This window comes from Proteus hauseri ATCC 700826 (assembly GCF_001654965.1).
GTDB classification, from domain to species: domain Bacteria; phylum Pseudomonadota; class Gammaproteobacteria; order Enterobacterales; family Enterobacteriaceae; genus Proteus; species Proteus hauseri.
In genome coordinates, this window is the sequence record NZ_LXEV01000023.1 from 87192 (window position 1) to 111368 (window position 24177).

Below are 24177 nucleotides of genomic sequence, written 5' to 3' on the forward strand. Positions count from 1 at the left end.
ATTATGTTTATGAATCAAGTTGTGAATACAAGCTTACTATTTCACATCTATATAAATCAGACATTATATTGGAAATTTTCAAATGCCCATATTTATTCAGTCACAATAAAAATATGATAAAAATAATAGAAAATGGAATAATTTATCCTTTATCAATAAATAACAATGCAATAGATTATTTTATATTAAATAAAAACAATATGTTTGCTACTCGTTCAAATGATAAAGTGTTAAATGTTAATTTAAATTATCAGTAAAAAAACGGCTCATAATTTAGACAATTTTTATGAGCCATTTTATTTTTGTAACTACAATTTATAAACTAATTAAAACTAATTTGCTCAATTGCTTGTAAAATACGTTTATCTGAAATTGGAAAAGGAGTCCCTATTTGTTGAGCAAATAAACTCACCCTTAATTCTTCAATCATCCAGCGAATATTTTGCACATCTTCTTGCTGTTTTTGTTTTTCTGTTAATTTTCCTAACCACTGTTGCCACTGTTGAATTACATTTTCAACTCGGCTCATTTGTGCCCTATCACGATTAGGATCTATGGCTAATTTTTCCATCCGTTTTTCAATAGCACTTAAATAACGTGGAATATCAGTCAATCGTTTCCAGCCATGGGAAGTTACAAACCCTGGGAAAACTAACTGATTAAGCTGAGCCTTGATATCTGATAATGCAAAAGCAACACTAATATCTACACGCCCTTTTAATCGTTTATTAATTGCGAATACTTGAGTCAAAATAGCTTCAACTTGCTTAGCTATTTCAACAACAGCATCGTTTAATTCAGCTCTTACATAATCTTGCAGTTTTTGATATTCAGATCCTTGCCAGATCAAACCACCATAAGATGCCATAAGTTTATCAACACCACATGCAATGCAATCATCAATAAGATCTAATACTTTACCATAAGGATTAAAGTAAAGACCCAATTTAGCTTTATTCGGTAATTTCTCATGAAGATATTTGATAGGTGATGGAATATTTAATAATAATAATCGTCTCACCCCCTCCCACATTGAAGTTTGCTGCTCAGATTCCGTTTCAAAAAGCTTAATACCAACACTATTTTTTTCATCAACTAATGCTGGATATGCTTTAACCGAATAACCACCTCGTTTTTGTTCATAGCGTTGTGGTAAATCACCAAAGCTCCAAATATGCAAATCTCGTTGTTCAATACCATCATCAGCTACAGCAGATAATGTTTTTTGCACTTTTTCTTTTAAGCTTTCCTTTAATGCATTAAGATCTTTGCTTTCAGCAAGTATCTTATTTTTATCATCGATAACCCGAAATGTTATTTTTAGATGATCTGCAACTTGATCAAGTTGCCAACTATCTCTATCAACTGTTACCCCCGTCATCCGGCGCAACTCTTTTTCAAGCCGATCAAGCAATTGATCCTCTGGCTTTGGTACTCGCTCTAGAAATGCAGATGCATAATTAGGTGCTGGCACAAAATTACGACGTATTGGTTTAGGTAATGATTTAATTAATGCCACAATTAATTCATGTCTAATACCCGGAATTTGCCAATCAAATCCCTCTTCTTTAACCTGATTTAATATTGCTAATGGAATATGTACTGTTACACCATCCGCCGCAGTACCCGGTTCAAATTGATAGCTTAATCGTAATTTTAAATTATCTTGTTGCCAATAATTTGGATAATCTAATGCACTAACTCTTTTGGCATCATCTTTGATAAGCATATTTTTTTCAAAATTTAGCAAATCTGGTGATGCTTTTTGCACTTCTTTCCACCACTTATCGAAATGGCGCGAGGAAACAATATCTTGAGGAATACGTTGGTCATAAAAAGTAAACATAGTCTCGTCATCGACTAAAATATCGCGACGGCGAGATTTATGTTCTAGTTCTTCCACTTCAGTACGTAATTTCAAATTATCACGAAAGAAAGCATGACGAGTTTGCCAATCCCCTTCAACTAAAGCATGTCGAATAAAAAGTTCACGGCATAATAGCGGATCAATTTGGCTGTAATTTACAGATCGAGACGCAACAATAGGTAAACCATATAATGTCACTTTTTCATTAGCCATCACCGCACCTTGTGCTTTTGACCAATGAGGTTCACTGTAGTGATGTTTTACTAAGTGTTCAGCAATAGGTTCAATCCACTCTGGGTCGATACGAGCAGCTATTCGTCCCCATAAACGTGAAGTTTCTACCAGCTCAGCCACCATTGTCCATTTTGGTGGTTTTTTAAATAACCCAGAGCCGGGATAAATAGAAAAACGTGCATTTCTCGCCCCCGTAAACTCTTGCTTTTCAGTATCTTTTTGACCAACGTGAGATAATAAACCACTTAATAGTGCAACATGAACACTTCTAAAATCCGCTGGTTCGCTATTAACTGGGAATCCTAATTCTTTAACTACTTGACGTAATTGGGTATAAACATCTTGCCACTCTCGTACACGCATAAAGTTTAAGAACTCTTGCTTACAAAGTTTGCGAAACTGCGATTGACTCAGCTCTTTTTGTTGAGTTTTTAAGTAATCCCACATATTTAAAAAAGAGAGGAAATCAGAATCTTTATCCTGAAAACGACGATGTTTTTCATCTGAGGCCTGTTGCTTATCCATCGGTCTTTCTCGCGGATCTTGAATAGAAAGCGCAGATGTAATTACCATCAATTCTTTAACAGCACCATATTTTCGTGCTTCAAGTACCATTCTCGCTAAACGAGGATCAATAGGAAGTTGTGCAAGTTGTTTTCCCATTGGGGTTAAATGATACGCCCCTTGGCTATCCGTTTCATTTTGTAAAGCACCTAGTTCTTCTAATAAACGAACACCATCTTGTACATTTCGTTTATCTGGTGCTTGCACAAATGGGAATGCACTAATATCTCCCAAACCTATTGATGTCATTTGCAAAATAACAGAAGCAAGGTTGGTTCTTAATATTTCAGGATCAGTAAATTCACTGCGAGAAATAAAATCATCTTCTGAATAAAGGCGAATACAAATACCGTCAGATACACGGCCACAACGACCTTTTCGTTGATTAGCTGAAGCTTGAGAAATGGGTTCTATTGGCAATCGTTGGACTTTAGTTCGATAGCTATAACGACTAATACGCGCATAACCCGTATCTATTACATATTTAATACCAGGCACAGTTAACGATGTTTCAGCAACGTTAGTCGCCAATATTATACGTCTACCACTATGTGAGTGAAAAATACGGTTTTGCTCACTATTAGAAAGTCGAGCAAATAATGGCAACACCTCAGTATGGCGAAGTTGTAATTTATTAAGCGCATCAGCAGTATCTCTAATTTCGCGCTCACCACTCATAAAAATAAGAATATCGCCAGCACTTTCGTTGCCCAGCTCATTGATAGCATCGACAATGCCATCCGTCATATCTTTGTCACTATCAAGTTCATCACCACCAATAGGACGATATCTCACTTCAACCGGATAAGTTCTCCCGGATACTTCTATTATAGGAGCTTGATTAAAATGCTTAGAAAATCGCTCAGGATCAATAGTTGCTGAGGTAATAATAATTTTTAGATCAGGGCGTTTAGGTAATAATTGTTTTAAATATCCCAAAATAAAATCAATATTTAAACTACGTTCGTGTGCTTCATCGATAATAATCGTGTCATATTGTAACAACAGTTTATCTTGTTGTAGTTCTGCTAATAAAATCCCGTCAGTCATCAATTTTACTAGTGTATTATCACCCACATGATCACTAAACCGAACTTTATAACCTACAGATTCTCCTAATGTACTTTTTAATTCATGAGCAATACGTTCCGCAACAGAACGCGCAGCTAGACGCCTAGGCTGTGTATGCCCAATATAACCTTTTATTCCTCGCCCTAACTCAAGACAGATTTTAGGGATCTGTGTTGTTTTACCTGACCCTGTTTCTCCAGCAATAATAACCACTTGGTTATCTCTTATTGCATCATATATAGCCTTTTTTTTCTGACTAACAGGTAAGTTTTCAGGATATGTAATTTCAGGGCAGTTAGTTCTGCGACGGCTAATTAATTGTTGTGCTAAGATAATTTCTTGCTTAATTGCGTTTAATACAGCTTGTTTTGACTCTTCATTATTAATTTTAGCAACGCCACGCAGACGTTTTCTTAATCGCTGCTGATCCCGCAACGATAATTGCTCTATTTCTTGATAGAGCGAGGCAGATGATAATGTCACCTTTTATTGTCCTTTTATAGGTCATTTTATGTCTAATTTATTAGCTATATGATATCACAACACCCTATCAGCACATAAAGGCTTCATTAAATTTATTGTGCTTATTAAGTGATACTCAGGATCTTGAATAGAACCTTCTAAAGATCATGATGTGATATTTTTATCTTTAGATAAGATATTGTTATCTGATAAATATCATTATTGGCATAATATTAAACTACATTAAAAACAAACAAAACAGAGAGATATAAATGAAAAAGATCCTTTTGCTGAAATCAAGCATTTTAGATAACGGGTCTTATAGCAATAAAATGGCCAATTATCTTATTGAAAATTGGCAAGTAACTAATCCTAATGACCCATTTACAATACGTAAACTTGTTAAAAATCCTGTTCCAATATTTAACCAAGCCGTAATATTTTTATCTGGTAAAGATACATCAATACTTTCTAATGAACAAAAACGGCAAGAGTGTTATCTGAAAAATTGATTGTGGGGCTAAAACACATGATGTGATTATTATTACAGCCCCGATGTATAATTTTTCAGCACCTATAATAGTTAAAAATACGACATTGATTTTATTGTACGCGCAGATGAAACCTTATAATGAAACTGGGCTATTAGATTATTTAAAAATAAAAAAACATTGTACTCACAGACTGTGATGATATTTAGATAGTTCACCTCTCTAATTTAGTTATACCATTTTCAAGCCAATTTTTAAGTTGTATTAGCATTAAGAATATCCAATTTATTTTAGCCGAAAGTATCACTTACGGTGAAAATCATGCTCAACAAGCTGAGCAACAAGCTGAAAAATAAATTGATATCCTTATTAACTAACAATATATTATTATTAATTAAATTAAACTAACATTCTCACCAATTAATAAAACACTGCTATAGTAGCTCCTTTATTATATTAAAATAAATGTAAAAACAACCTTACATTAATGTTATATATAAAAATAACTTAAAAACGAACTAGATAAAATAAAACAAAGATAAATTAATTTAAAAAAACAAACAATTAAAACCATAAAAATAATATATTAACAACATTTTAACCCAATCATCAAAAATAAATAGAAATAAAACTTCAAGTTATTTGCTTTACATTTATGGTAACAAATTTTTATAATCTATTCACCCATATTATATTTATAATAACCATAAATTTCATTGTAATCGTTTAGTATTATTTTTATTATTTTTATTATTTTTTGGCTCTTATGATAATTGAATATTTAGAGCATTTTTTTAATTTAAACTTAAATGGAATTTAAAAATGAAAAAATCGCTAATCTCACTAGTTATTTTATCTACTCTCACTGTATCAAATTTGGCTATGGCTGCAGATGTAAGAGTAGACTCGCGAATAGCTAGTCCACAGAATATTACTATCACTGGGCGGGTAGATGCGGATGTTCCCTCTTGCCTAGTTAATACAACTGATCAGCTCCAACTTGGTACCATTAGAGTTAGTGACTTTGATGGCGTAAGTCGTATTTCAACCAAAGACAGTGCTAATGTTTCAATTAGTTTAACAGGCTGTTCAGCAGGACTAAGAAACGCCCGTATTACCGCTGCAGGTATAGGATCTGATACTATGTTAAATACAGATCGTGCGGGTAGCAATGTTGGAGTGGCTGTACTTAATGACTTAGGAGCGGTAGTAAGCCTCATGGAGGAAGTATCATATGATATTGTTATTTCTCAAGACACTCATGGCGCTAATTTAAGCATTCCTGTAAATTATATTAAACCCGTAGGAGAAGCGGCAACTCCAGGTAATGTAACAGTAACATTACCGTTATCTATTCTGATATCAGATGGTGATATTGTTTAGTGAGTAAAAACAGATAATAAAATATTATCTTATCAGCTATATTATATTTGTACAAATCACAAGGTCGTTTCTAGGCTTTGTGATTTTAATTAAAGAGAAAAATCATGAATAAACATAGTCTCTTAGTCACTGGTTTAACTTTTTTACTTTTCCCTTTTTTTAGTTTTTCTGGAATTCAACTAAATAATAATAAATTCATTTATATTGAAAACACTAAAAATGAAAGAATAGAAATAAAAAACACTTCAGATAAAGAATATTTCATTCAAAGTGTAGTCACACAATCAAATGTTGATAACAAAGAACCAGCACCTTTTATTATCTCCCCTCCTCTATTCAAACTTGGTGCTAATGAAACTTTTTTTTAGATATAATTAAAATTGATGATATAAATGTTAAAGAAAAAGAATCACTTTATAAAATAAATATAAAATCAGTTCCTATCATTAAAAATAAAGAAGAAAAAGAAAACTTATTACATGTTTCATTAAATATGATTTACAACCTTTTTTATAGACCAAGTAAATTAAGTAGTAAAGAAAAAAATTACAGTAATATTGTTTTTTCAAAAAACAAAAATGGTTATCTTATTATTAAAAACCCAACACCTTATTATATAACATTAACTTCAGTAAAAGATAATAATATTAATTTTATTGAGAAAAGCAAAATTATTTCTCCTTTTAAAAAATATAATACAAAAGTTAAATTAAGCTCTTCTTCAATAATCAATTATAGTATCAGAAATGAGTTTGAAAATGTTATTGAGATGCCATCTAAAGAGGTTATTAATGAAGAGTAAAATTGCTAAGCTTAATAGTATTACCATTTCATTTTTCAGTGTGTTTTATTGTTATAATATATATGCTGATAATGCTTCATCACTTTATCTATATAGTTTACCTAATGTCGATGCTAAACTTATTGCTCAATTAGTTGAAAATCAACAACTAGCGGGCACATATCCGACAACACTATTTGTCAATAATCGAAAAAAATTCACTAAAAACATTATCTTTGATAATGTTGATGGCAAGCTTACGCCTAAATTATCTATTGAAGATTTAATCAATTTAGATATTAATACTGACTTTTATAATATCCAAAGCAATTCAACAGAGCCATTATCATTAAATGAAATTGGAATTTCATTTAATGATATATTTTCAACCAAATCCCTTTATTTAACCATTCCACAAAAAGGAATAACAAATAATAGAATTAACTTACCTAATAAATCGCTGTGGGACAATGGCATTAATGCTTTATTTAGCCATTATGACTATTTTGGCTCATATCAAAAAAACAGAGATATTATACATGAAATCAATTTTAACTCAGGTATTAACTTAGGTTCTGTCCGTATTCGCAGCAATAGTAAATATATCTATAATGGCCACAATAACCAAATTAAAATAAAGACACTTTATGCTTATCAGCAATTAGATTCACTTTCTTCACTTATTTATGGTGGTAAATTTACGCCCACTAACCGTCTATTGGCTAGTGAAAATATTATGGGAGTACAGTTAATTTCTAATAATTTACTTTCCAGTCATTCTCTTTATGCGAATAAACCTATTATTGAAGGTATTGCAGAAACATACGCTTTAGTAAGTGTTAAACAACAAGATAGAATTATCTACGAAACATCTGTTCCTCCAGGTCCTTTTGTATTGAATGCCTTACCTACGACAGGAAGTTCTGAGCTAACTCTCGAAATAAAAGAAGCTGATGGCCGTATAAAAAAATCAACTCACTATTTTACTATGATGCCTAATCAATTAAATACTAATCATTATCAATACAATTTAGTTGCAGGTTATAGTCAGCAATCTTATTACAAAAAAAAAGATAGCCAACATCCTTATTTTCTTGGTGAGTTTGCTTATGGTATTAATCAAAAAATTACTTCTTATGCGGCATTTAGAAAAAAAACAGAACATCACACTTATTTAGCTGGCCTAATTTTTAGTTTAGGTGAATTAGGTGGATTGGCAGCAGATGTCAGTTATTTAGATAATAGTCATATAAAATATCGAATCCGTTATAATAAAATTTTTACTTCAACAAAAACAAGTTTAACACTATCTTCATTATATTATAAATATAATAAACCTCATGAAAATAAACTATTAAAAAATGCTCCTGAAAAAAAATATACACTCTCTATTTCTCAACCATTTATAAATGTTGGTCATTTATCTTTAAGTTACTATTACTTCTCTTACTTAACTGATAAGAATAGCCACACCATCGATACAACCTTTTCTTCTTATATTAAAAATATAAATTATTCAATTAAATATAAATATAATAAAAAAAATAATGACAATCACTTTTCATTTTATTTTCAACTACCCTTATTTAATCATAGAAATACTTACCATTGGATAAATAATCAATTTAGTTATAACAACAACCACTATTCGAATAATACTCGTTTTGGCGGCTCATTTTCACCACATTCAGAATTTAATTATTCAATAGGTTATAGAAATAAATTTTCACCTAAAAATAAAAGTCATAATTATTCGGCAAGTATGCAATACAAAGGAAATTATCAATCTTATAGAATAAGTGGTTCACATTCATCAAATAATCAATTTTATCATTTAAATTTTGGTGTAAGTGGTGCATTTTTAATCCATAATGGAGGTGTTACATTATCTCCATACTTAGGAAAAACTTTCGTTCTAGTAGATACACAAGGATTTTCTGGTATAAAAACAGATTATTCCACTAAATTTAAAACAGATAATTTTGGTTATTTAATACTACCTAATATTTCGCCTTATAAAATAAATAAAATCACATTGCAGTCATCGACATTACCTAAATATAGTGAAGCAACTCATTATACAAAATCAATCGTACCTACATTAGGTGCAATTTCCAAGATCACATTCCCATTAAAAATAAATAAAAAAGTTTTATTTCAATCTACCTCAGAAATTCCTTTTTTTGCAACAACAACTGCATTCGATAGCCAAAATAATATGATTGCACAAAGCTTTGTCTCTGATAATAATCGAATATTTTTTTCGGGTTTATCTGAAGTTGGATGGATAAAAGTAAAATGGGGTGATGAACAACATCAACAGTGTCAGTTTAATTATGATATTAGCAATGAAATGAAAGTTGATACGTTAATTAAAAAAGACATTGTTTGTCAATAAGTTTAATTAAATTAATTACAGGTAATAAATTATGAAAAAAATAAATATTTTTATAACATTACTTATTTCTTTAATCTCTTTTTCTTCATCTGCGCAGCAACGAGGTGATGATATTCTGCCACTAAATTGTATGGTTGATATATATATTAATAATAATAGCAATACTATTAGTATTAATGACTTTGCCTCTCAACAAGCTGGTGCATTAGCCACACATGCTACCATCACAATCATATTAGAAGTGCTAGACTGCTCAATTAAGAATGGTGATATTAAGCTTACAATAGATCCACGTTCAATTGATCCCAATACGGGTTATTTAAAAAATAATATTTTAGATAACTCTGCCAGTCAGAATGTTACATTTCAATTATTTTACGATGATGACGAAAGAGCTATTAATTTAAACAGTGAAAATACATTTATTACCAATATTACTGATGGTGATGCTGAGTTTTATTTTGCTATAACTTATGTCAAAACAGATAACCTCCCTCCCAAACCTGGAAAAATACAGTCTAACATTATTTTTAATTTAATGATTGGTGAAGAAATTGTCGAAATATAACTAATAAAGCAGAGCGTTAATAAAAATAACGTTCTGCTTCAAAAAATAAAAAAATAAAAAAATTTAGAATAAATTATTTTTTAACCCATAACCCATTAATTCCCTTTACATACTCCCCTTCACTTGCTCTAGCAACTAATTTCTCCCCTGCTAGCCTTGCAACAGATTCAGGTGTAACTTGGTTCGTTTTTGCTATCTCAGCATATTTTGCTTTTCTTGCTTGATTAATTTCATCAACAAGAACTTGTGCTTGTTTGTTATTAGGTTGAACAAGCTCTATATAGCCTTTAAAGGTTTCGCCTACCAGCCCTTGTGATCTCGCTTCATCAAGAGTAAGCGCTATAACGCCAGTACTCCAAAATAAAAACATTAACACAGCACTTAGTAGATATCGTTTATAATTCATTTTTTATCCTTTAAAAAATTGCGCTGTTATCTTTTAATAAATCTTCAACTTGTCGATCTATTTTGACATTAATTTCATGTTCAATTTTAACATTCATATTAATATTAATAGGTTTATCTGGTGTTGCGACTTCTAGTCGAATACATCCTGTTAACGCCGATATTCCCATCATTAAGATCGTTAATAAAAATAGTTTTTTTAAAAATAATGGTTTCACTCTGACTCACTCCCTAAATCTGATAGGCTTTTCTCTAACCACTCTTCCAATTGCGATCCAAAACGTAAACTTCGCCATAATTGAAAGACATTTTCTTCGTGATGATAATTTAAATTCACTTGTCGTCGCTTATCTTCTAATGGATTGGTTCCTTGTATTTCTGCTTCTAAAATCAACTCACCTAAATTACTTAAATTGACTCTCGTCCAAGAACGACTTATTTCTAAATAACGCAACCATGCAATAGCTACACCTGCCGACATGTTGCTGTCATCTATTGAATCAACAAAATCCTTATCAAGCCTCAAGGTTAAATAAGACGAGTTGGCTAACCAACCATTTTTAATAATCCATTGATTATTATTTATATAAAATGGGAATTCACCACTTACTTTGCCTGATGCTGCAAGTTGGGTCACTTTTAATAAAGTAAATAAATGGCTAAGTTCAATATTATCTAATGAAATAATTGCCTCTTCCTGTTGTGGGATAGCTAATTTTTTCATTGAAAGAGTGCCTTCTAACATCGCTAGTTTTACGTTAGACAAGACTAACGGCTTTGTTTCGGTGGCTGGATAAAATCCCTGAAGGTCAGCGGTAATATCAGTCACTTCAAATAAATTATTAATTCGTTTAATTCTCAGTTGAACTGGCTGCTTAACACCTAATTGCCATTCATCACCCTGTAAACGCCAAGGCAGAATAAAATCTAATCCTTCTAACACACCATCTTTTAGCCACATTCCACCTTGTTTTACAACTAAATGTCCACCAGCAACTAATCCTTGCTCTGGTGCAATAGAGAAGCCAGCTTGAGTATAAAATTCACCTTTATCTAGCGTAATACCTAATTCTGCAGGTAATAAAGATTGAAATGCATTAATTGCTTGTGAAGGCCAACGCATTTGACCTCTTAATCGCGCCCCATCCCAACGTGTATTTATTGCAATTGGTCCGATATTGGGTTTAGCGCTTATTTCACCTTTTAGATTAAAATTAAAAGGTGACTCACCATTAACTGTTGCAATAAAATCTGTTTTATCTAAAAAACCACCAGAAGGAAAAGAAACACGTTGGCTTGTTAATTTTAATTTCCCATCAAAAGCTGGTTTCTTATCATCCCGTAACCAACGAAATGGACTTAATAATGTTAACCTTGGCGCAGTCATTGTGGTGTTTTGATATTTTAAAACATCAAAACCAGTGTTTAAAGTTTCAAAACTGACAGTCTTGTCCCGCCAATAACCTGTACCCGCAATATCCCAACGGGCTTTTAATGGTAATAGATCACCCTCTCCCCAATAACGCCATTGCCAATTTCCATTATCAGGCAAGAAATGTTCCGCTTTACCATCAAAGTGAATACGATAATCCCCCCAAATTGAATCTTGAGCCACTACAATGGCATTTAAACGGCCATTAAATCCTTGAGATGAAAATGTTGTACCCGCCAGAGGCAACCTTGCATCTTTGATAGTTAATGTTTCAGTTAAAGGCCCTTTAAACCGTAATAAAGAGCCTGATAGAAACTCAATCGTTGGATCACTTAACATTCCTGTTATTTTTACTGGTAATTGTGCATTGGCTTGCATTAATTCTTTATTTACAACACCGGTTATCTGAATAGGGATTTGTGCATCTAATAAGTCAATTGGCGTTTCTGGTATAGAGATAACTAAATTACCTTTTCCTGCTCGCCCTTCTGTCATCATATTCAGTCGTGCAGTTAATCGTAAATTAGCTAAACCTTCTTGCCACTGAGCTAGATTAATATCAACACCTCCACGTAATGGTTGATCTAATCCAAACCACTCCCAACGCCCTTTTTTAATAGTAATATTCTTAGCATCGACATGCCAAGGAAGCAGCATTAATGCTTGTCCACCACCTTGCTCCGCTAACGATAATGTCCCCTCATTTCCTTTCCACTCTCCGACAAAAACAAGCGGATTTGTATAATGAGAGGTTAATAGAGTGGCGTTAATTGAGCCATTTTCAGGTAATGAAGCAATATCGAGTGGTAATGCTATTTCAGCCGCAAGTTCAATATTATTATCATCAGGTAAATTTACTTTAAAGTGTTGAATATCTAGCCATTGGTTATCACGAATAAATAGGCGGATTTCAGCTTTATCACCTTGATAAATGATTGAGCGCCCATTCTTTTCACTTGTTAAATTTAACGAGCCTTGATAGTCATCATAGCCTTTCAATAATACACTTTGAATATTAATAGAAAGTGCTGGAATGGATGCTAATAACGTTTGTAATTCAAGAGGTGCTTGTGCCGTTTTCTCTTTTTCTATTGCTGATAATTGAGAAAAACACTGCTCATCAAGCATCAAATTGTGGCTACTAAATTGAAAATGGTCTGTTTGCTGTTTTTTATATTGAAAAACAAAACCATCAATATTAGCTAATATGCAACTTTCACTTTTTAATGAAATATTATCAATTGAAAGGCCTATTTGTTGTAATTTAGGCTGAGTTAGCGTAAGGGATATCCCTTCTGGTAAATAAGATTTTGCAACAACAGGCAACCAATGAGGAATCGTTACCCATAACGCAGTGCCAATGATACCTGCACTAAGCAGTATGGTACCTGTCCATTTGATTGTTTTTTTTAACAACACATCGTATTCCTTTTAAACAAACCAGAATCATCCACTTATCTCGTTAAAATCGTTTATAATAATAGTATTAATTTCTTTCATATTGAGGATGGATAATTCTTGATTTTCCAGCCTCAGAATAAAAATTTAATCAAAGTAGAGAAGACTAGATGAAAATCGTTTCTTATAGTACTAAACATTATGATCAGAAACACATGGAATGGGTTAATCAGCATAATGGATATCACTATGATATCGAATATTTTGATTTTAATTTAACTGAACAGACAGCAAAAAATGCCATTGGTGCTGATGCTGTGTGTATTTTCGTCAACGATGATGCAAGCCGCCCTGTTTTACAAGAGCTTGCCAGTTTAAATATTCGTATTCTTGCATTACGTTGTGCTGGATTTAATAATGTAGATCTTCAAGCTGCAACTGAATTAGGAATAACTGTTGTACGTGTTCCTGCTTATTCTCCCGAAGCAATAGCAGAGCACGCAGTAGGCATGATGCTCTCTTTAAATCGTCGTATTCACCGCGCTTACCAACGCACTCGCGATGCTAATTTCTCGTTAGAAGGATTAACGGGTTTTAATATGCATAACCGTACCGCAGGTATTATTGGCACAGGTAAAATAGGTTTAGCGACTCTACGTATTTTAAAAGGATTTGGCATGAAATTACTTGCCTTTGATCCTTATCCAAATCAAGCCGTATTAGATTTAGGTGCCGAGTATGTTGATTTAGCAACACTGTATGCTAATTCTCATGTTATTTCTTTGCACTGTCCATTAACTGCAGATAATCATCACTTGCTTAATGAGTCAGCTTTTTCACAAATGAAAGATGGCGTGATGATTATCAATACCAGTCGCGGTGCTTTAATAGATTCTGCGGCTGCAATTAATGCATTAAAACAAGGTAAAATAGGTGCATTAGGTATGGACGTTTATGAAAATGAACGTGACCTCTTTTTTGAAGATAAATCAAACGATGTTATTCAAGATGATATCTTCCGCCGCCTTTCTTCTTGTCATAATGTATTATTTACAGGCCATCAGGCATTTTTAACTGAAGAAGCCTTGATCAGTATTAGTGAAACAACCTTACATAATATTAAAGAAGTTGTTAACGGCGTTGAATGTATTAATCAAATAAAAGCTTAATAAACGGCCAGTTAAGATTAAAGCTATGCTATTTGTATAAGATATATTTTCAAAATAAAAAATCCCCTTTCATTTAGCATTACTTACTTTGAAAGGGGATTTTTTTATTGTATTACTAACAAATAACAACTTTTATTTTTTATCTTTTTCAGTAGATATCGACTCAATAACACCACGGGTATAGGTGTCTTGATTATCTTCTTCTACTTTAAATTGTGCGACTAAGTCGGCAAGTTGATGTGCTTCGTCATCCATATTCGCAGTAATAGCTGCAGATTCTTCAACTAATGCCGCATTTTGCTGTGTGACTGTATCCATTTCGCTCACTGCCATCGCTATTTGGTTAATTCCCATACTCTGCTCATTAGAAGCAAGGGCAATTTGCTGCATAAAATCATTCACCTGTGTAATTGTTGTTACAATCTCAGTCATAGAGCGACCGGCTTGAGCGACTTGCTGTGAGCCTACTTGAACTTTATTAACAGAATGAGTGATTAATTCATTTATCTCTTTTGCCGCATCAGCACTTCGACTTGCTAGATTACGCACTTCAGCAGCAACAACCGTAAATCCTCGCCCTTGTTCGCCCGCTCTTGCTGCTTCTACTGCGGCATTCAATGACAAAATATTTGTTTGGTTAGCGATACTATTAATAATGTCATTAATATCTGAAATTTTCTTCGCACTTTCAGAAATAGAAGACATTGTTTCTACCACACTATCCATCACTGTTTCGCCATTTTGTGCTGAACTTGTCGCGGTTAATGCTAGTTTGCTTGCTTCACGTGAGTTATCTGCATTTTTCTCAACCGTTGTTTTAATCTGTTCCATACTTGCAACAGTTTCTTGTAATGCACTCGCTTGTTCTTCAGTTCGTGAAGAAAGGTCGGTATTTCCTGTTGCTATCTCACTCGCACTAACACTAATTGTATTAACTGCATTTTTAACTGATGAGATCATATGACTCAATGAGTTTTTCATCTTATTCATTTCATTGAATAATTGTCCAAATTCATTGGTACCATGATTATCAACTCTCATACTGAGATCACCTTGACTCATTTTACTGAAGATATTAATTAAGATCCTAATATTGCCAATAAAACTATGTGAGAACCAACGTAATATAAAGATAAATAAGATAATAACGATAACACCCGCTATAGTTGCCATAATCATAAGGCGCTGCTGTGATGTTTTCGCAATCTCGATATAATTATTTTCAATGCTGTTAGCTAATGCGTAATAAGTCATCGTAATATCATTAAGTTCATCCATTTTAGCACTAGCGGAATGGGTACTTAATTCACCTTTACGCAATTTATCAAGCGCACCACTAAAAATATCAAGAAGTTCATCAAATCGTTTTGTCATTTCATCTGTTAACTCACGCCCTTCCACTGTGAGTTTTTCGGCATCAGCCCAGCGATGAATTTCTTCACGAGTGACTTCAATATACTCGGCGGTTTGATGAAAATATTTTGCCGAGGGTTTTTCATTAACTCTTAACTGTCCATCAAGACCATTAATGTTAGCTCGGATAACAGCCATTTGATAACGCGCTTTACCCATAAGCAACATTTGCTGGCTTAAATTGCTTGATGAAACAAAGTTATTATAAGATCGAGTGGATGCATCATAACTAAAATAAATGATGCTCATAATAAGTGTGAATAAAATGGCCAGCATGACCTTTACGGTCTTTTCTATACTGATGTTCTTAAACATGGTCATATTCCATCAAAATATACAGGTGTTTTTTATCTGCACATTTGTAAGATATTGGAATACCCTCTAATACAAAAAGAGTATTCCCTGGTGTAAATAAAATAAGATTAAAAGTCATTCATTAGAATATAGAGACAGTTTGAATACTGCCCATATCTATAATGTCGGTAATTTTTACAAAAAACTTTAGGGTGTAGTGAAATATATTTTTTATTTATGAAATAAACACTTCATTTAACTTCCCAGCAAAAAATTAGTTATATAATATCCTGCTATGCCCATGATTTTACTCATAAAAAGATAAGTCATTAATTATTTTTTAGTTTTAGTTCTTTTCTTATTCAATTTAAATTTAATATGCAAATAGGTATAAATACCTAATTAGGTTAATTATATTAATCATAGTGACCATTGAAAATCAAATAAAGTTTATTATTAATTTCCAAAAAAATAAGGTGGTTTCTTATAACCACCTTATTTTATTATTAATTCAATTTTATTCTTATTTATTAAGAAAGCTTAATAAAATTTTGTTTTAATAATTTCTCTGTCAGTTCAATAAGTCTTATCACATTTTCAGGGGTTTCTTTTGTTTTAAGTTCAGCCAAAGTCAGCCAATGAAAAGAATTATTGGTTAATTTACTATGCAGTAATGGGCGACAGAGATAAATCATATCAATATGATAGTGAAACCCTTCTTTTTTATCATTAATGGGCTCTTTTAAAATAGCCAGAGGTTTAATAAGCTCAACGACATCTTTGTTCACCAAATTAAGCGCTAATTCAGGCTGATAACTAAGACATTCGCATTGCAACCCTGTTTCTTCTTTTATCTCTCTTAAAGCTGCATCTTGTGGTTCTTCATTTTCTTCAATATGCCCACCAGGTGGTAACCAGCACGCTATTTTAGGGTGAAAGTGAAATAAAAATTGCCCTTTTTTATTAAATACAATACCAGTAGCAGTAAAATGGCTTTTTATATTATTTAACTCCATCTGTTATTACCTTTTGTTTTACTTATTAAAATGTTATAGCCATTTCATATTCTGCTATTTAAGCTTGTTTTCTTGCTTTACTCGATTTGATGCTTGCTTTATTCCAGCTAAAAAATCTGCAAATATAGCTTTAAAATCGTTACATGCATCTTCTGGTAATGTCGCTTCATTTTTTAAGTTAATAGAAATATGTGTAACAAAACCATAAATAAGATTAACAACAATGGCGGGTGAATAAGTGTCAATTTCCTTTCGTTCAAAAAGAGCATTAACACAAGATTGAATTCGAGGAATAAGAATATTTGCATCTATTTCATCCCACTCTTTCCAACCCAGTACTGAAATAATATCTTGTAAAGGGATCAGCTCATTTTTATGCTGATAGATATGATCGACACAAAGTGAAAAAATTTCTTTTAGCTCAATCCATTTATCTTCATTAACAGGAATTTTTGTTAATTTTTCAACAGCGCACTCAACCTGTAAAAGATAGCACTCTTTTAATAGCGCCTTTTTATTACTGAAATGATGATAAAATGCACCTTTAGTTACTCTTGCATAACGTGATATTTCATCAATGGAAACATCGTAATAGCCTTGATTTACAAATAAATATTGAGCTGCTTCGATTAAAGCGGTGCGTGTTTGTTCTGAATTCTCTTGTTGCCGCGATTTTATTTCCATGATAAAACCCTTAAAACATACCATAAGTATGTAATAATATATGGGTATCAGTTTTGTGTAAACTGTACAAAATATTTTTCAGGAAATTATCATGTCATCTCAGTACAATGGGCTTATCCCTTCCAATTCTTTATCCTCATTTAATATAGAAATTATCAAGGAATTACTTCTCTGGATTGAGGTGAATCTGGAAAAGCCGTTGTTACTTGACGATGTTGCAATTAAATCCGGCTATACAAAATGGCATTTACAGCGTGTTTTTAAACAAGCCACAGGATTAACCCTTGCATCTTATATTCGCGGGCGACGTCTTACCAAAGCAGCAACTGAATTACGTTTAACTAAACTACCGGTGCTAACTATCGCATTACGTTATCAGTTCGATTCTCAGCAATCTTTCACTCGCCGATTTAAAGCAATATTTGGCGTAACTCCAACTGAATATCGTAGAATAGATATCTTATGTGGCGATAATTTTCAGCCGCCAATAAACTTTGCAGTTACTGATTTACCGATCCCCAAAATAATGGATTTACCAGAAAGCGATGTTTATGTAATGCAATATCAATATTTCTGCTCCATTGAAGATATTGGCAAGTTACACGAAGAGATCCGTCATCAATTTTGGAATGATTTTTTACTGTATACCGATAAAAACTTTACTGAAAGTACCGTACTTATTTCTTATCAACCAAATACTGAGCGTAAAAATAAGATCCAAATTGATTATGAAATTGGTTTACGTGACTTAACCCATTTTACAAAAACAGGTGGATTTAGAAAAAAACGTATTCCAGCAGGTCGTTATGTCAGATTCCAGTTTAAAGGAACGCTAGAAGAATATAAGCAATTTGCGATGAAAATCTATTTTTATACATTACCTGCTTTAGGTTTATGTCGCCGCCTAGGCGCTGATATTGAAAATTATATTTGTATAGAAACGGATATTGATTTAACGAAATTACCTAAAACATTAGAAATTGACTACTATGTTCCTATACATTAATACTTGGTTTCAATAGCCTGATTTACCCAGGCTATTTTTAATTTTAGTCTATCTAATCCCCTATTTTACTATCCTGTGACTTTCTACTAAATAAGGTAACTATGCGCATTTCATCGCTATTATTATTCTCAGCGCTATTTATACAACCTATTGTGAGCTACGCAGATATTTCCACACATCAATTAACACGTGAAGATGGAAGTGACATCCACTATTACATTGATAAACGCGGCGAAAACAATAAAACCCTGTTAGTGCTTCTGCAAGGCTCAGATTGTAATAGTATTAAAAATAATACGTTTATTCAGGAAACTTTTGGTCAATGGCTACCTGATAGCGATATTTTGATGGTAGAAAAATATGGTATTACAGCGCAGTTGCCCTATCTTAAAAATTACGACGAACGTAAAGATTGCCCTTTAGAATACATGTTAAAAGACAATCCGACACAACGTACTAATGACTATTCAGCAGTGCTAGATAAATTATCGCCATATTATCCTAACCTAGTGTTAGTTGGCGGCAGCGAAGGTGCAATAATGGTTCACCTCATTATTGACCGGCGTAACGACATTAAAGCGGGTATAGCATTAAATGGTGGAGGACGCTTTTTTATCGATGATGTTATTTATAATATTCGTCATACAACACCGTTAGAATACGTTAAAGAGGCGACAGAAGGTTTTCAACAATTTGCCATTAGTGCTAAAAACAATGAGCTAGATAATGACCAAATAATCAGTGAGCATGGTAAATCATGGTGGCACCAATTTTTATCTATCGATTTACAAGCAGTCATGCAAAAAAATAATCACACTCCCGTTTTAATTGTTCAAACACTAAACGATATTAATGTAGATGTTGATGCATTTGATCAATTAAGCCGTAATATCCAGCAATCTAATATTCAATTTATGAGTTATAAACAGTTAGATCATGGTTTTTATGGAATAGATGGCTTACGCCATACTGATGAAATTATTAATATGATGAAACAGTGGTATGCCAAACAATAAAAATAGTACTAAAACATAACTGATCTTCATATTCATCATAAAAAGTATTGTTTCGTTTTTTAATAACAATGCTTTTTATTTTATTGTTCGAAAAATGCTTTGACACTCTGCACTTGCCAATTTTTTCAAGACACCTACTCTTTAAGGTAAGTATAACTATCCAATGACTGATATAGCTCAGATATGCTAAAGCGTCATTTGTGTATAATGATAATATTCTCTCTTCTAGGTTTAGGATAAGAATGGAAAGTAATAATTCGCTTTTACGTCTTGATAAAATCGGCTATCAAATAGATAACAAAACTATTCTTGATAATATTAATTTTTCGCTGGAACCTGCTGAATTTAAGCTTATCACAGGTCCTTCTGGTTGTGGAAAAAGCACCCTACTAAAGATTATTTCATCACTGTTATCACCAACGAATGGTACGCTATTTTTTGAAAACAAAGATTATTTAACGATGTTGCCAGAATCATATCGCCAACAAGTCTCTTACTGTACCCAAACACCCATGCTATTTGGCAGTACTGTTTATGATAATTTGCAATTTCCTTATTTCTTACGAAAGCTGGCAGTTGATGAAAAAAAGATCATCGCTGATCTAGATTATTTTGGTTTACCAAATTCAATAGTAAAAAAAAGCATTAATGAATTATCAGGCGGTGAACGCCAACGTATTTCATTAATAAGAAATCTGCAATTTATACCTAAGGTCTTATTATTAGACGAAATAACTAGTGCTTTAGATGAAGATAATAAGGCGAAGGTAAACGACACTATTCACACATATGTAAAAGAGCAAAAACTTGCCGTTTTATGGGTGACTCATGATCAGAATGAAATAAAACATGCTGATGATGTTATTCACTTACCTTCACATTCTGGTACTTAATCTCACTCTTTTGAAAAAATTTTTAATTGTGAATTAATGCATTTTTATGAGTAATCCTTTTGTTATGAGCGAACATACTATTATGAACGAACATACGATAAGTAATGAATCCCTTATTTTTTCTCTCTTACTTGTGCTAGTTGCTATTTTTATTAGTCATAAAGAGAAGCTTTCTTTAGAAAAAGACATTATCTGGAGCACCGCCAGAGCAATTATCCAATTGCTGATTGTAGGTTATGTCCTTACTTATATTTTTCATGTTGACCATTTTATTCTGACATTTTTAATGGTGTTGTTTATCTGTTATAACGCAGCACATAATGCGAAAAAACGCAGTAAATATGTAAAAGATATTTTTATTATTTCTTTCACTGCCATTACAACGGGTGCACTATTAACGTTAACTATTTTATTATTAACAGGTTCAATTGCATTTACGCCAATTCAAATTATACCCATTACCGGTATGATCGCGGGTAATGCTATGATAGCAACAGGTCTTTGCTACAATAATTTGGGGCAACGTTTTCAGAATCAACAACAACAAATACAAGAAATGCTAAGTTTAGGCGCAACACCTAAGTTAGCCTCAATGAGCATTATTCGAGATAGTATTAAATCATCTCTTATTCCAACTGTAGATGCAGCAAAGACAGTGGGTATTGTCAGCTTACCAGGCATGATGTCAGGGCTTATTTTTGCTGGTATCGACCCTTTACAGGCAGTTAAATATCAAATTATGGTTACTTTTATGTTGATGGCAACCGCAAGCCTTTCAACAATTATTGCCTGCTATTTAACCTATAAGAAATTTTTCAATCAACGTCATCAGTTAATTGTGTTAAATAACGAATAATACTGACTTTGACTTGTACTCAACTAAATAAAAAAAAGAAGCTGAAGCTTCTTTTTTTTATTTATTGGCTATCAATATAGGTTTTTATTTAACCGCGCCCTTTAGGTCGATTAAGAATATGATCTTCCCAATCTTCTACTTCAGTTTCTGGCGCAGCAATATATCTTACTGAGATATTGCTTTGGTGCATTTTTGCTTTATTACCCGCAATTAATGGGTGCCAGCTTGCTAAAGCTTTGCCTTCTGCTAATAAACGGTAAGCACAAGTCATTGGTAACCATTCAAAGGTAGGTAAATTATGCCGAGTAAGCTTGATACAATCTGGCTCATAACGAAAACGATCTTCATAGTTACTGCATTGGCAGGTTTTAATATTTAACTGATTACAAGCCACGTTAGTGAAATAAATTTCATCAGTATCGTCATCCATTAACTTGTGTAAACAACATTGTCCACATCCGTCACACAGTGATTCCCACTCATCATCACTCATTTCATCTAAAGTTTTAGTCTGCCAAAAAGCCTGTGTCATCTCTACGTTATTACCTTATTGCTCATCAAAACGAATTAAATAACCCGCGTTGTCAGCTGATGCTCGTTAACACTTAATACCAACATATCGCCTGATTCTAATGGACCAACACCTTCAGGTGTTCCCGTTAAAATAACATCACCAGGACGCAGGGTAAAAAAGCGAGACATATAACTGATAAGGGGTAAAACAGGGGTTAGCATATCACGACTGTTGCCCTGCTGACGAATTTCGTCATTAACACGTAACGTTAAATCTGCATTTTGTGGATCACCAAATGAGTTAACGGGAATAAAACCGGATAATGGTGCCGAACCATCAAATGCTTTACTTTTTTCCCAAGGTTGTCCTGCTTTTTTTAATTTGGTTTGCAGATCACGCAAAGTAAGATCTAAACCGATACCGAAACCCGCAATAGCACGATCAACACGATCTTCATTGGCTTGTTTAAGCGGCTGTCCAATTAATACGGCGAGTTCGATTTCATGATGAACAGCCCCCATCTCTTTTGGAATAGCAATAGGTTGGCGAATATCACACATTGCGGTTTCGGGCTTGATAAAAATAACAGGTTCTTCAGAACGTACTGAACCCATTTCTTTAATGTGGTTTGCATAGTTACTTCCTACACAAATCACTTTATTGACCGGAAAATCAAGCAACGCACCTTCCCAATCTCTGTGTTGATACATAATATTTTCCTTATAGGTAATTTGCTGTGTTTTATTTCACTATAGAGCCGATTATTATTTAGTAGGCAGTGAATTTATTTTATTAGCAACGCCATCAGCCATTGTGACTATGCTAAGTGCAAAAAAGTAAGAACTATTCCAATGCATAATAGTACGGAAGTTTTGTGTCACTAAATAGCTTCTGTGCATATCATCATCAGGAATAATTAACCAAACAGGCATATTATCTGTTAGCTGACTATTAGCAGGTAATTGAACGCCTAACGCTTTCCATTGTGCTACCGTTTTTTGCTGCTCAGCTTTAATGCCTTCGAGTTGCTGGTTAAAATCTACCGCTAAAGTAACCTGTTCTCCCCATGGAAGTCCATTTTTCCAACCTTCTGTTGCCAGATAATTTGCGGCTGAAGCAAATGCGTCTTCACGACTATTCCAAATATCAATGGTGCCATTATTATCGCCATCCGCCGCATAGGTAAGGAAAGATGAAGGCATAAACTGAGTTTGCCCCATAGCCCCAGCCCATGAACCTTTTAAGCGTTGCCCTTCAGGTAAATGACCACCTTCAATTATTTCAAGTGCTGCCATTAGTTGGCGGCTAAATAGTTCTTCTCGACGACCTTCAAATGCCAAGGTTGCTAATGCAGAAATAACATCTTCTTTGCCCTGCACTTTACCAAAACCGCTTTCGAGTCCCCATAATGCAACTATATAGTTTGCAGGCACACCATATTTATTACTGATACGATTTAAGGCTTCTTGATTCGCCTGATATAATTTAGCCCCTTCATTAATACGACCATTCGTCACAATGCGGGGAAGATAAACATCTAGCGTTATTTTCTTTTCTGGCTGATTACGGTCTGATTTCACCACACGTTCAATAAAATGAACTTCTGCAAATGCAAAATCTATTGTTTCTGCTTTATAACCTAATTGAGCTGCTTTTAATTTTAACGCCTCAACATAAGCAGGAAATTGTGCCGGTGTACGCGAATCTTTAGGAAATGTTTGTTCAAGTGAACTAACATTGATTTGTTTCCATCGAAGAGGCGCAGGCGTTCCAAGTGGCGTTGTTTCACTTGTTATCACACTTTTTTCTACTTGCTTTTGTTGACTATCTGCACACGCAGATAGCACAAAACCAGAAACAATTATGCCAATGAGCGAATATTTGAACATTGAGGCTCCTTTTATCTCGATGATTTATTCAGTTTTTTCTGATTTTTTCAATTCATCTAAATAAGCATTTAACATGCTTTCAACAGGTGGTGGTACTTGAAGATAAAATCCTTGATCAATTAACGCCCGTTTGACTTTTTCAATGTCCGCATGTGCTAAACGCTGTCTATCCGCGAGATTCAGCAGCATTGCGAATTGAGGTTCGCCAAAACTTTGTAATAATTCATCTGGAATTCGAGAGAAATCATCTTTTTTTTCGATGTATAAATAAGTTTGATCACGCTTGGTACTACGGTAAATTGCACAAATCATTTTCATTAAACTCTAATTATTAAAATAAGCGACTTGCCTGAATATTTTAGTAAATATAACA

General features: G+C 33.2%; 22 protein-coding genes. 11 read left to right on the plus strand and 11 right to left on the minus strand.

Annotated features, from left to right (window positions below):
- Window positions 1–322: 322 nt before the first annotated feature.
- Window positions 323–4219, minus strand: a complete 3897-nt coding sequence (hrpA, locus tag M997_RS10115) for an ATP-dependent RNA helicase HrpA (protein WP_064719997.1) — start codon at window positions 4217–4219, stop codon at window positions 323–325.
- A gap of 251 nt (window positions 4220–4470) precedes the next feature.
- On the opposite strand from hrpA, the gene M997_RS17755 reads away from it, so the two are divergent.
- The 6 genes from M997_RS17755 (at window position 4471) to M997_RS10140 (ending at window position 9819) form a co-directional block, all read left to right on the plus strand.
- Window positions 4471–4710 (plus strand): NADPH-dependent FMN reductase family protein, encoded by a 240-nt coding sequence (locus M997_RS17755; protein WP_239994654.1) that lies wholly within the window; start codon window positions 4471–4473, stop codon window positions 4708–4710.
- Window positions 4711–5511: 801 nt separating this feature from the next.
- Window positions 5512–6072, plus strand: a complete 561-nt coding sequence (locus M997_RS10125; RefSeq protein ID WP_064719998.1) for a fimbrial protein — start codon at window positions 5512–5514, stop codon at window positions 6070–6072.
- 104 nt (window positions 6073–6176) lie between these two features.
- Window positions 6177–6440 carry a fimbria/pilus periplasmic chaperone gene (locus M997_RS17330; protein WP_082918418.1) on the plus strand — a complete coding sequence of 88 codons (264 nt, stop codon included), beginning with the start codon at window positions 6177–6179 and terminating at the stop codon, window positions 6438–6440.
- 20 nt (window positions 6441–6460) lie between these two features.
- On the plus strand, window positions 6461–6874 hold the full coding sequence (locus M997_RS17335; RefSeq protein WP_275658106.1) for a fimbrial biogenesis chaperone: 414 nt from the start codon (window positions 6461–6463) through the stop codon (window positions 6872–6874).
- Window positions 6864–9251 carry a fimbria/pilus outer membrane usher protein gene (locus tag M997_RS10135; protein WP_064719999.1) on the plus strand — a complete coding sequence of 796 codons (2388 nt, stop codon included), beginning with the start codon at window positions 6864–6866 and terminating at the stop codon, window positions 9249–9251. Before M997_RS17335 ends, M997_RS10135 begins: the two co-directional genes overlap by 11 nt.
- 31 nt (window positions 9252–9282) lie before the next feature.
- Window positions 9283–9819: a fimbrial protein gene (locus tag M997_RS10140; protein WP_064720000.1), complete on the plus strand. Its 537-nt coding sequence runs from the start codon at window positions 9283–9285 to the stop codon at window positions 9817–9819.
- Window positions 9820–9892: 73 nt separating this feature from the next.
- Here M997_RS10140 and M997_RS10145 read toward each other — a convergent pair whose 3' ends face one another.
- From M997_RS10145 to M997_RS10155, 3 genes are read right to left on the minus strand one after another with little or no spacing between them, the layout of a single operon-like run.
- Window positions 9893–10225, minus strand: coding sequence for a YdbL family probable chaperone protein (locus M997_RS10145; protein ID WP_064720001.1), 333 nt, complete (start codon window positions 10223–10225; stop codon window positions 9893–9895).
- 10 nt (window positions 10226–10235) lie between these two features.
- Window positions 10236–10442, minus strand: a complete 207-nt coding sequence (locus M997_RS10150; RefSeq protein WP_064720002.1) for a YnbE family lipoprotein — start codon at window positions 10440–10442, stop codon at window positions 10236–10238.
- Window positions 10439–13075 (minus strand): YdbH family protein, encoded by a 2637-nt coding sequence (locus M997_RS10155; protein WP_064720003.1) that lies wholly within the window; start codon window positions 13073–13075, stop codon window positions 10439–10441. The genes M997_RS10150 and M997_RS10155 overlap by 4 nt, the downstream gene beginning before the upstream one ends.
- A gap of 149 nt (window positions 13076–13224) precedes the next feature.
- Between M997_RS10155 and M997_RS10160 the strand changes: the two genes are divergently transcribed.
- Entirely contained in the window at window positions 13225–14223 is a 999-nt protein-coding gene (locus M997_RS10160) for a 2-hydroxyacid dehydrogenase (protein ID WP_064720004.1), read from the plus strand.
- A gap of 132 nt (window positions 14224–14355) precedes the next feature.
- Here M997_RS10160 and M997_RS10165 read toward each other — a convergent pair whose 3' ends face one another.
- The 3 genes from M997_RS10165 to M997_RS10175 all read right to left on the minus strand — a co-directional run bounded on the left by M997_RS10165 (window position 14356) and on the right by M997_RS10175 (window position 17630).
- Window positions 14356–15951, minus strand: coding sequence for a methyl-accepting chemotaxis protein (locus M997_RS10165; protein ID WP_074379350.1), 1596 nt, complete (start codon window positions 15949–15951; stop codon window positions 14356–14358).
- Window positions 15952–16460: 509 nt separating this feature from the next.
- The gene (locus M997_RS10170; RefSeq protein WP_064720005.1) at window positions 16461–16946 is read right to left on the minus strand and encodes an NUDIX hydrolase; all 486 of its coding nucleotides are present in this window, start codon (window positions 16944–16946) and stop codon (window positions 16461–16463) included.
- A gap of 54 nt (window positions 16947–17000) precedes the next feature.
- Window positions 17001–17630, minus strand: a complete 630-nt coding sequence (locus M997_RS10175; protein ID WP_064720006.1) for a TetR family transcriptional regulator — start codon at window positions 17628–17630, stop codon at window positions 17001–17003.
- A gap of 91 nt (window positions 17631–17721) precedes the next feature.
- Between M997_RS10175 and M997_RS17850 the strand changes: the two genes are divergently transcribed.
- From M997_RS17850 to fetB, 4 genes are all read left to right on the plus strand, one after another.
- Window positions 17722–18636, plus strand: a complete 915-nt coding sequence (locus M997_RS17850) for a helix-turn-helix domain-containing protein (RefSeq protein ID WP_064720007.1) — start codon at window positions 17722–17724, stop codon at window positions 18634–18636.
- Window positions 18637–18737: 101 nt separating this feature from the next.
- Entirely contained in the window at window positions 18738–19652 is a 915-nt protein-coding gene (locus tag M997_RS10185) for an alpha/beta hydrolase family protein (protein ID WP_064720008.1), read from the plus strand.
- A gap of 242 nt (window positions 19653–19894) precedes the next feature.
- Window positions 19895–20545, plus strand: a complete 651-nt coding sequence (fetA, locus tag M997_RS10190; protein WP_064720009.1) for an iron efflux ABC transporter ATP-binding subunit FetA — start codon at window positions 19895–19897, stop codon at window positions 20543–20545.
- A gap of 82 nt (window positions 20546–20627) precedes the next feature.
- On the plus strand, window positions 20628–21401 hold the full coding sequence (gene fetB, locus M997_RS10195) for an iron efflux ABC transporter permease subunit FetB (RefSeq protein WP_064720173.1): 774 nt from the start codon (window positions 20628–20630) through the stop codon (window positions 21399–21401).
- An 88-nt stretch (window positions 21402–21489) separates the two neighbouring features.
- On the opposite strand, the gene M997_RS10200 is transcribed toward fetB, so the two are convergent.
- From M997_RS10200 to M997_RS10215, 4 genes are read right to left on the minus strand one after another with little or no spacing between them, the layout of a single operon-like run.
- Window positions 21490–21933, minus strand: coding sequence for a cysteine cluster protein YcgN (locus M997_RS10200; protein ID WP_064720010.1), 444 nt, complete (start codon window positions 21931–21933; stop codon window positions 21490–21492).
- Between the two features lie 35 nt (window positions 21934–21968).
- Window positions 21969–22625 (minus strand): fumarylacetoacetate hydrolase family protein, encoded by a 657-nt coding sequence (locus M997_RS10205; RefSeq protein WP_064720011.1) that lies wholly within the window; start codon window positions 22623–22625, stop codon window positions 21969–21971.
- A gap of 54 nt (window positions 22626–22679) precedes the next feature.
- The gene (locus M997_RS10210; RefSeq protein WP_064720012.1) at window positions 22680–23804 is read right to left on the minus strand and encodes a lytic murein transglycosylase; all 1125 of its coding nucleotides are present in this window, start codon (window positions 23802–23804) and stop codon (window positions 22680–22682) included.
- Window positions 23805–23828: 24 nt separating this feature from the next.
- Window positions 23829–24116, minus strand: coding sequence for a YcgL domain-containing protein (locus M997_RS10215; protein WP_064720174.1), 288 nt, complete (start codon window positions 24114–24116; stop codon window positions 23829–23831).
- Between the last annotated feature and the right edge of the window lie 61 nt (window positions 24117–24177).

Bases quoted from the DNA above. Each gene is read 5' to 3' on its own strand.
- M997_RS17330 (WP_082918418.1), top strand. From the start codon at position 6,177: ATGAATAAACATAGTCTCTTAGTCACTGGTTTAACTTTTTTACTTTTC.
- fetB (WP_064720173.1), top strand. From the start codon at position 20,628: ATGAACGAACATACGATAAGTAATGAATCCCTTATTTTTTCTCTCTTA.
- M997_RS10140 (WP_064720000.1), top strand. From the start codon at position 9,283: ATGAAAAAAATAAATATTTTTATAACATTACTTATTTCTTTAATCTCT.
- M997_RS10160 (WP_064720004.1), top strand. From the start codon at position 13,225: ATGAAAATCGTTTCTTATAGTACTAAACATTATGATCAGAAACACATG.
- M997_RS10135 (WP_064719999.1), top strand. From the start codon at position 6,864: ATGAAGAGTAAAATTGCTAAGCTTAATAGTATTACCATTTCATTTTTC.
- M997_RS10175 (WP_064720006.1), bottom strand. From the start codon at position 17,630: ATGGAAATAAAATCGCGGCAACAAGAGAATTCAGAACAAACACGCACC.
- M997_RS10215 (WP_064720174.1), bottom strand. From the start codon at position 24,116: ATGATTTGTGCAATTTACCGTAGTACCAAGCGTGATCAAACTTATTTA.
- M997_RS10185 (WP_064720008.1), top strand. From the start codon at position 18,738: ATGCGCATTTCATCGCTATTATTATTCTCAGCGCTATTTATACAACCT.
- fetA (WP_064720009.1), top strand. From the start codon at position 19,895: ATGGAAAGTAATAATTCGCTTTTACGTCTTGATAAAATCGGCTATCAA.
- M997_RS10125 (WP_064719998.1), top strand. From the start codon at position 5,512: ATGAAAAAATCGCTAATCTCACTAGTTATTTTATCTACTCTCACTGTA.
- M997_RS17755 (WP_239994654.1), top strand. From the start codon at position 4,471: ATGAAAAAGATCCTTTTGCTGAAATCAAGCATTTTAGATAACGGGTCT.
- M997_RS17850 (WP_064720007.1), top strand. From the start codon at position 17,722: ATGTCATCTCAGTACAATGGGCTTATCCCTTCCAATTCTTTATCCTCA.
- M997_RS10200 (WP_064720010.1), bottom strand. From the start codon at position 21,933: ATGACACAGGCTTTTTGGCAGACTAAAACTTTAGATGAAATGAGTGAT.
- M997_RS10165 (WP_074379350.1), bottom strand. From the start codon at position 15,951: ATGTTTAAGAACATCAGTATAGAAAAGACCGTAAAGGTCATGCTGGCC.
- M997_RS10170 (WP_064720005.1), bottom strand. From the start codon at position 16,946: ATGGAGTTAAATAATATAAAAAGCCATTTTACTGCTACTGGTATTGTA.
- M997_RS10145 (WP_064720001.1), bottom strand. From the start codon at position 10,225: ATGAATTATAAACGATATCTACTAAGTGCTGTGTTAATGTTTTTATTT.
- M997_RS10210 (WP_064720012.1), bottom strand. From the start codon at position 23,804: ATGTTCAAATATTCGCTCATTGGCATAATTGTTTCTGGTTTTGTGCTA.
- M997_RS10205 (WP_064720011.1), bottom strand. From the start codon at position 22,625: ATGTATCAACACAGAGATTGGGAAGGTGCGTTGCTTGATTTTCCGGTC.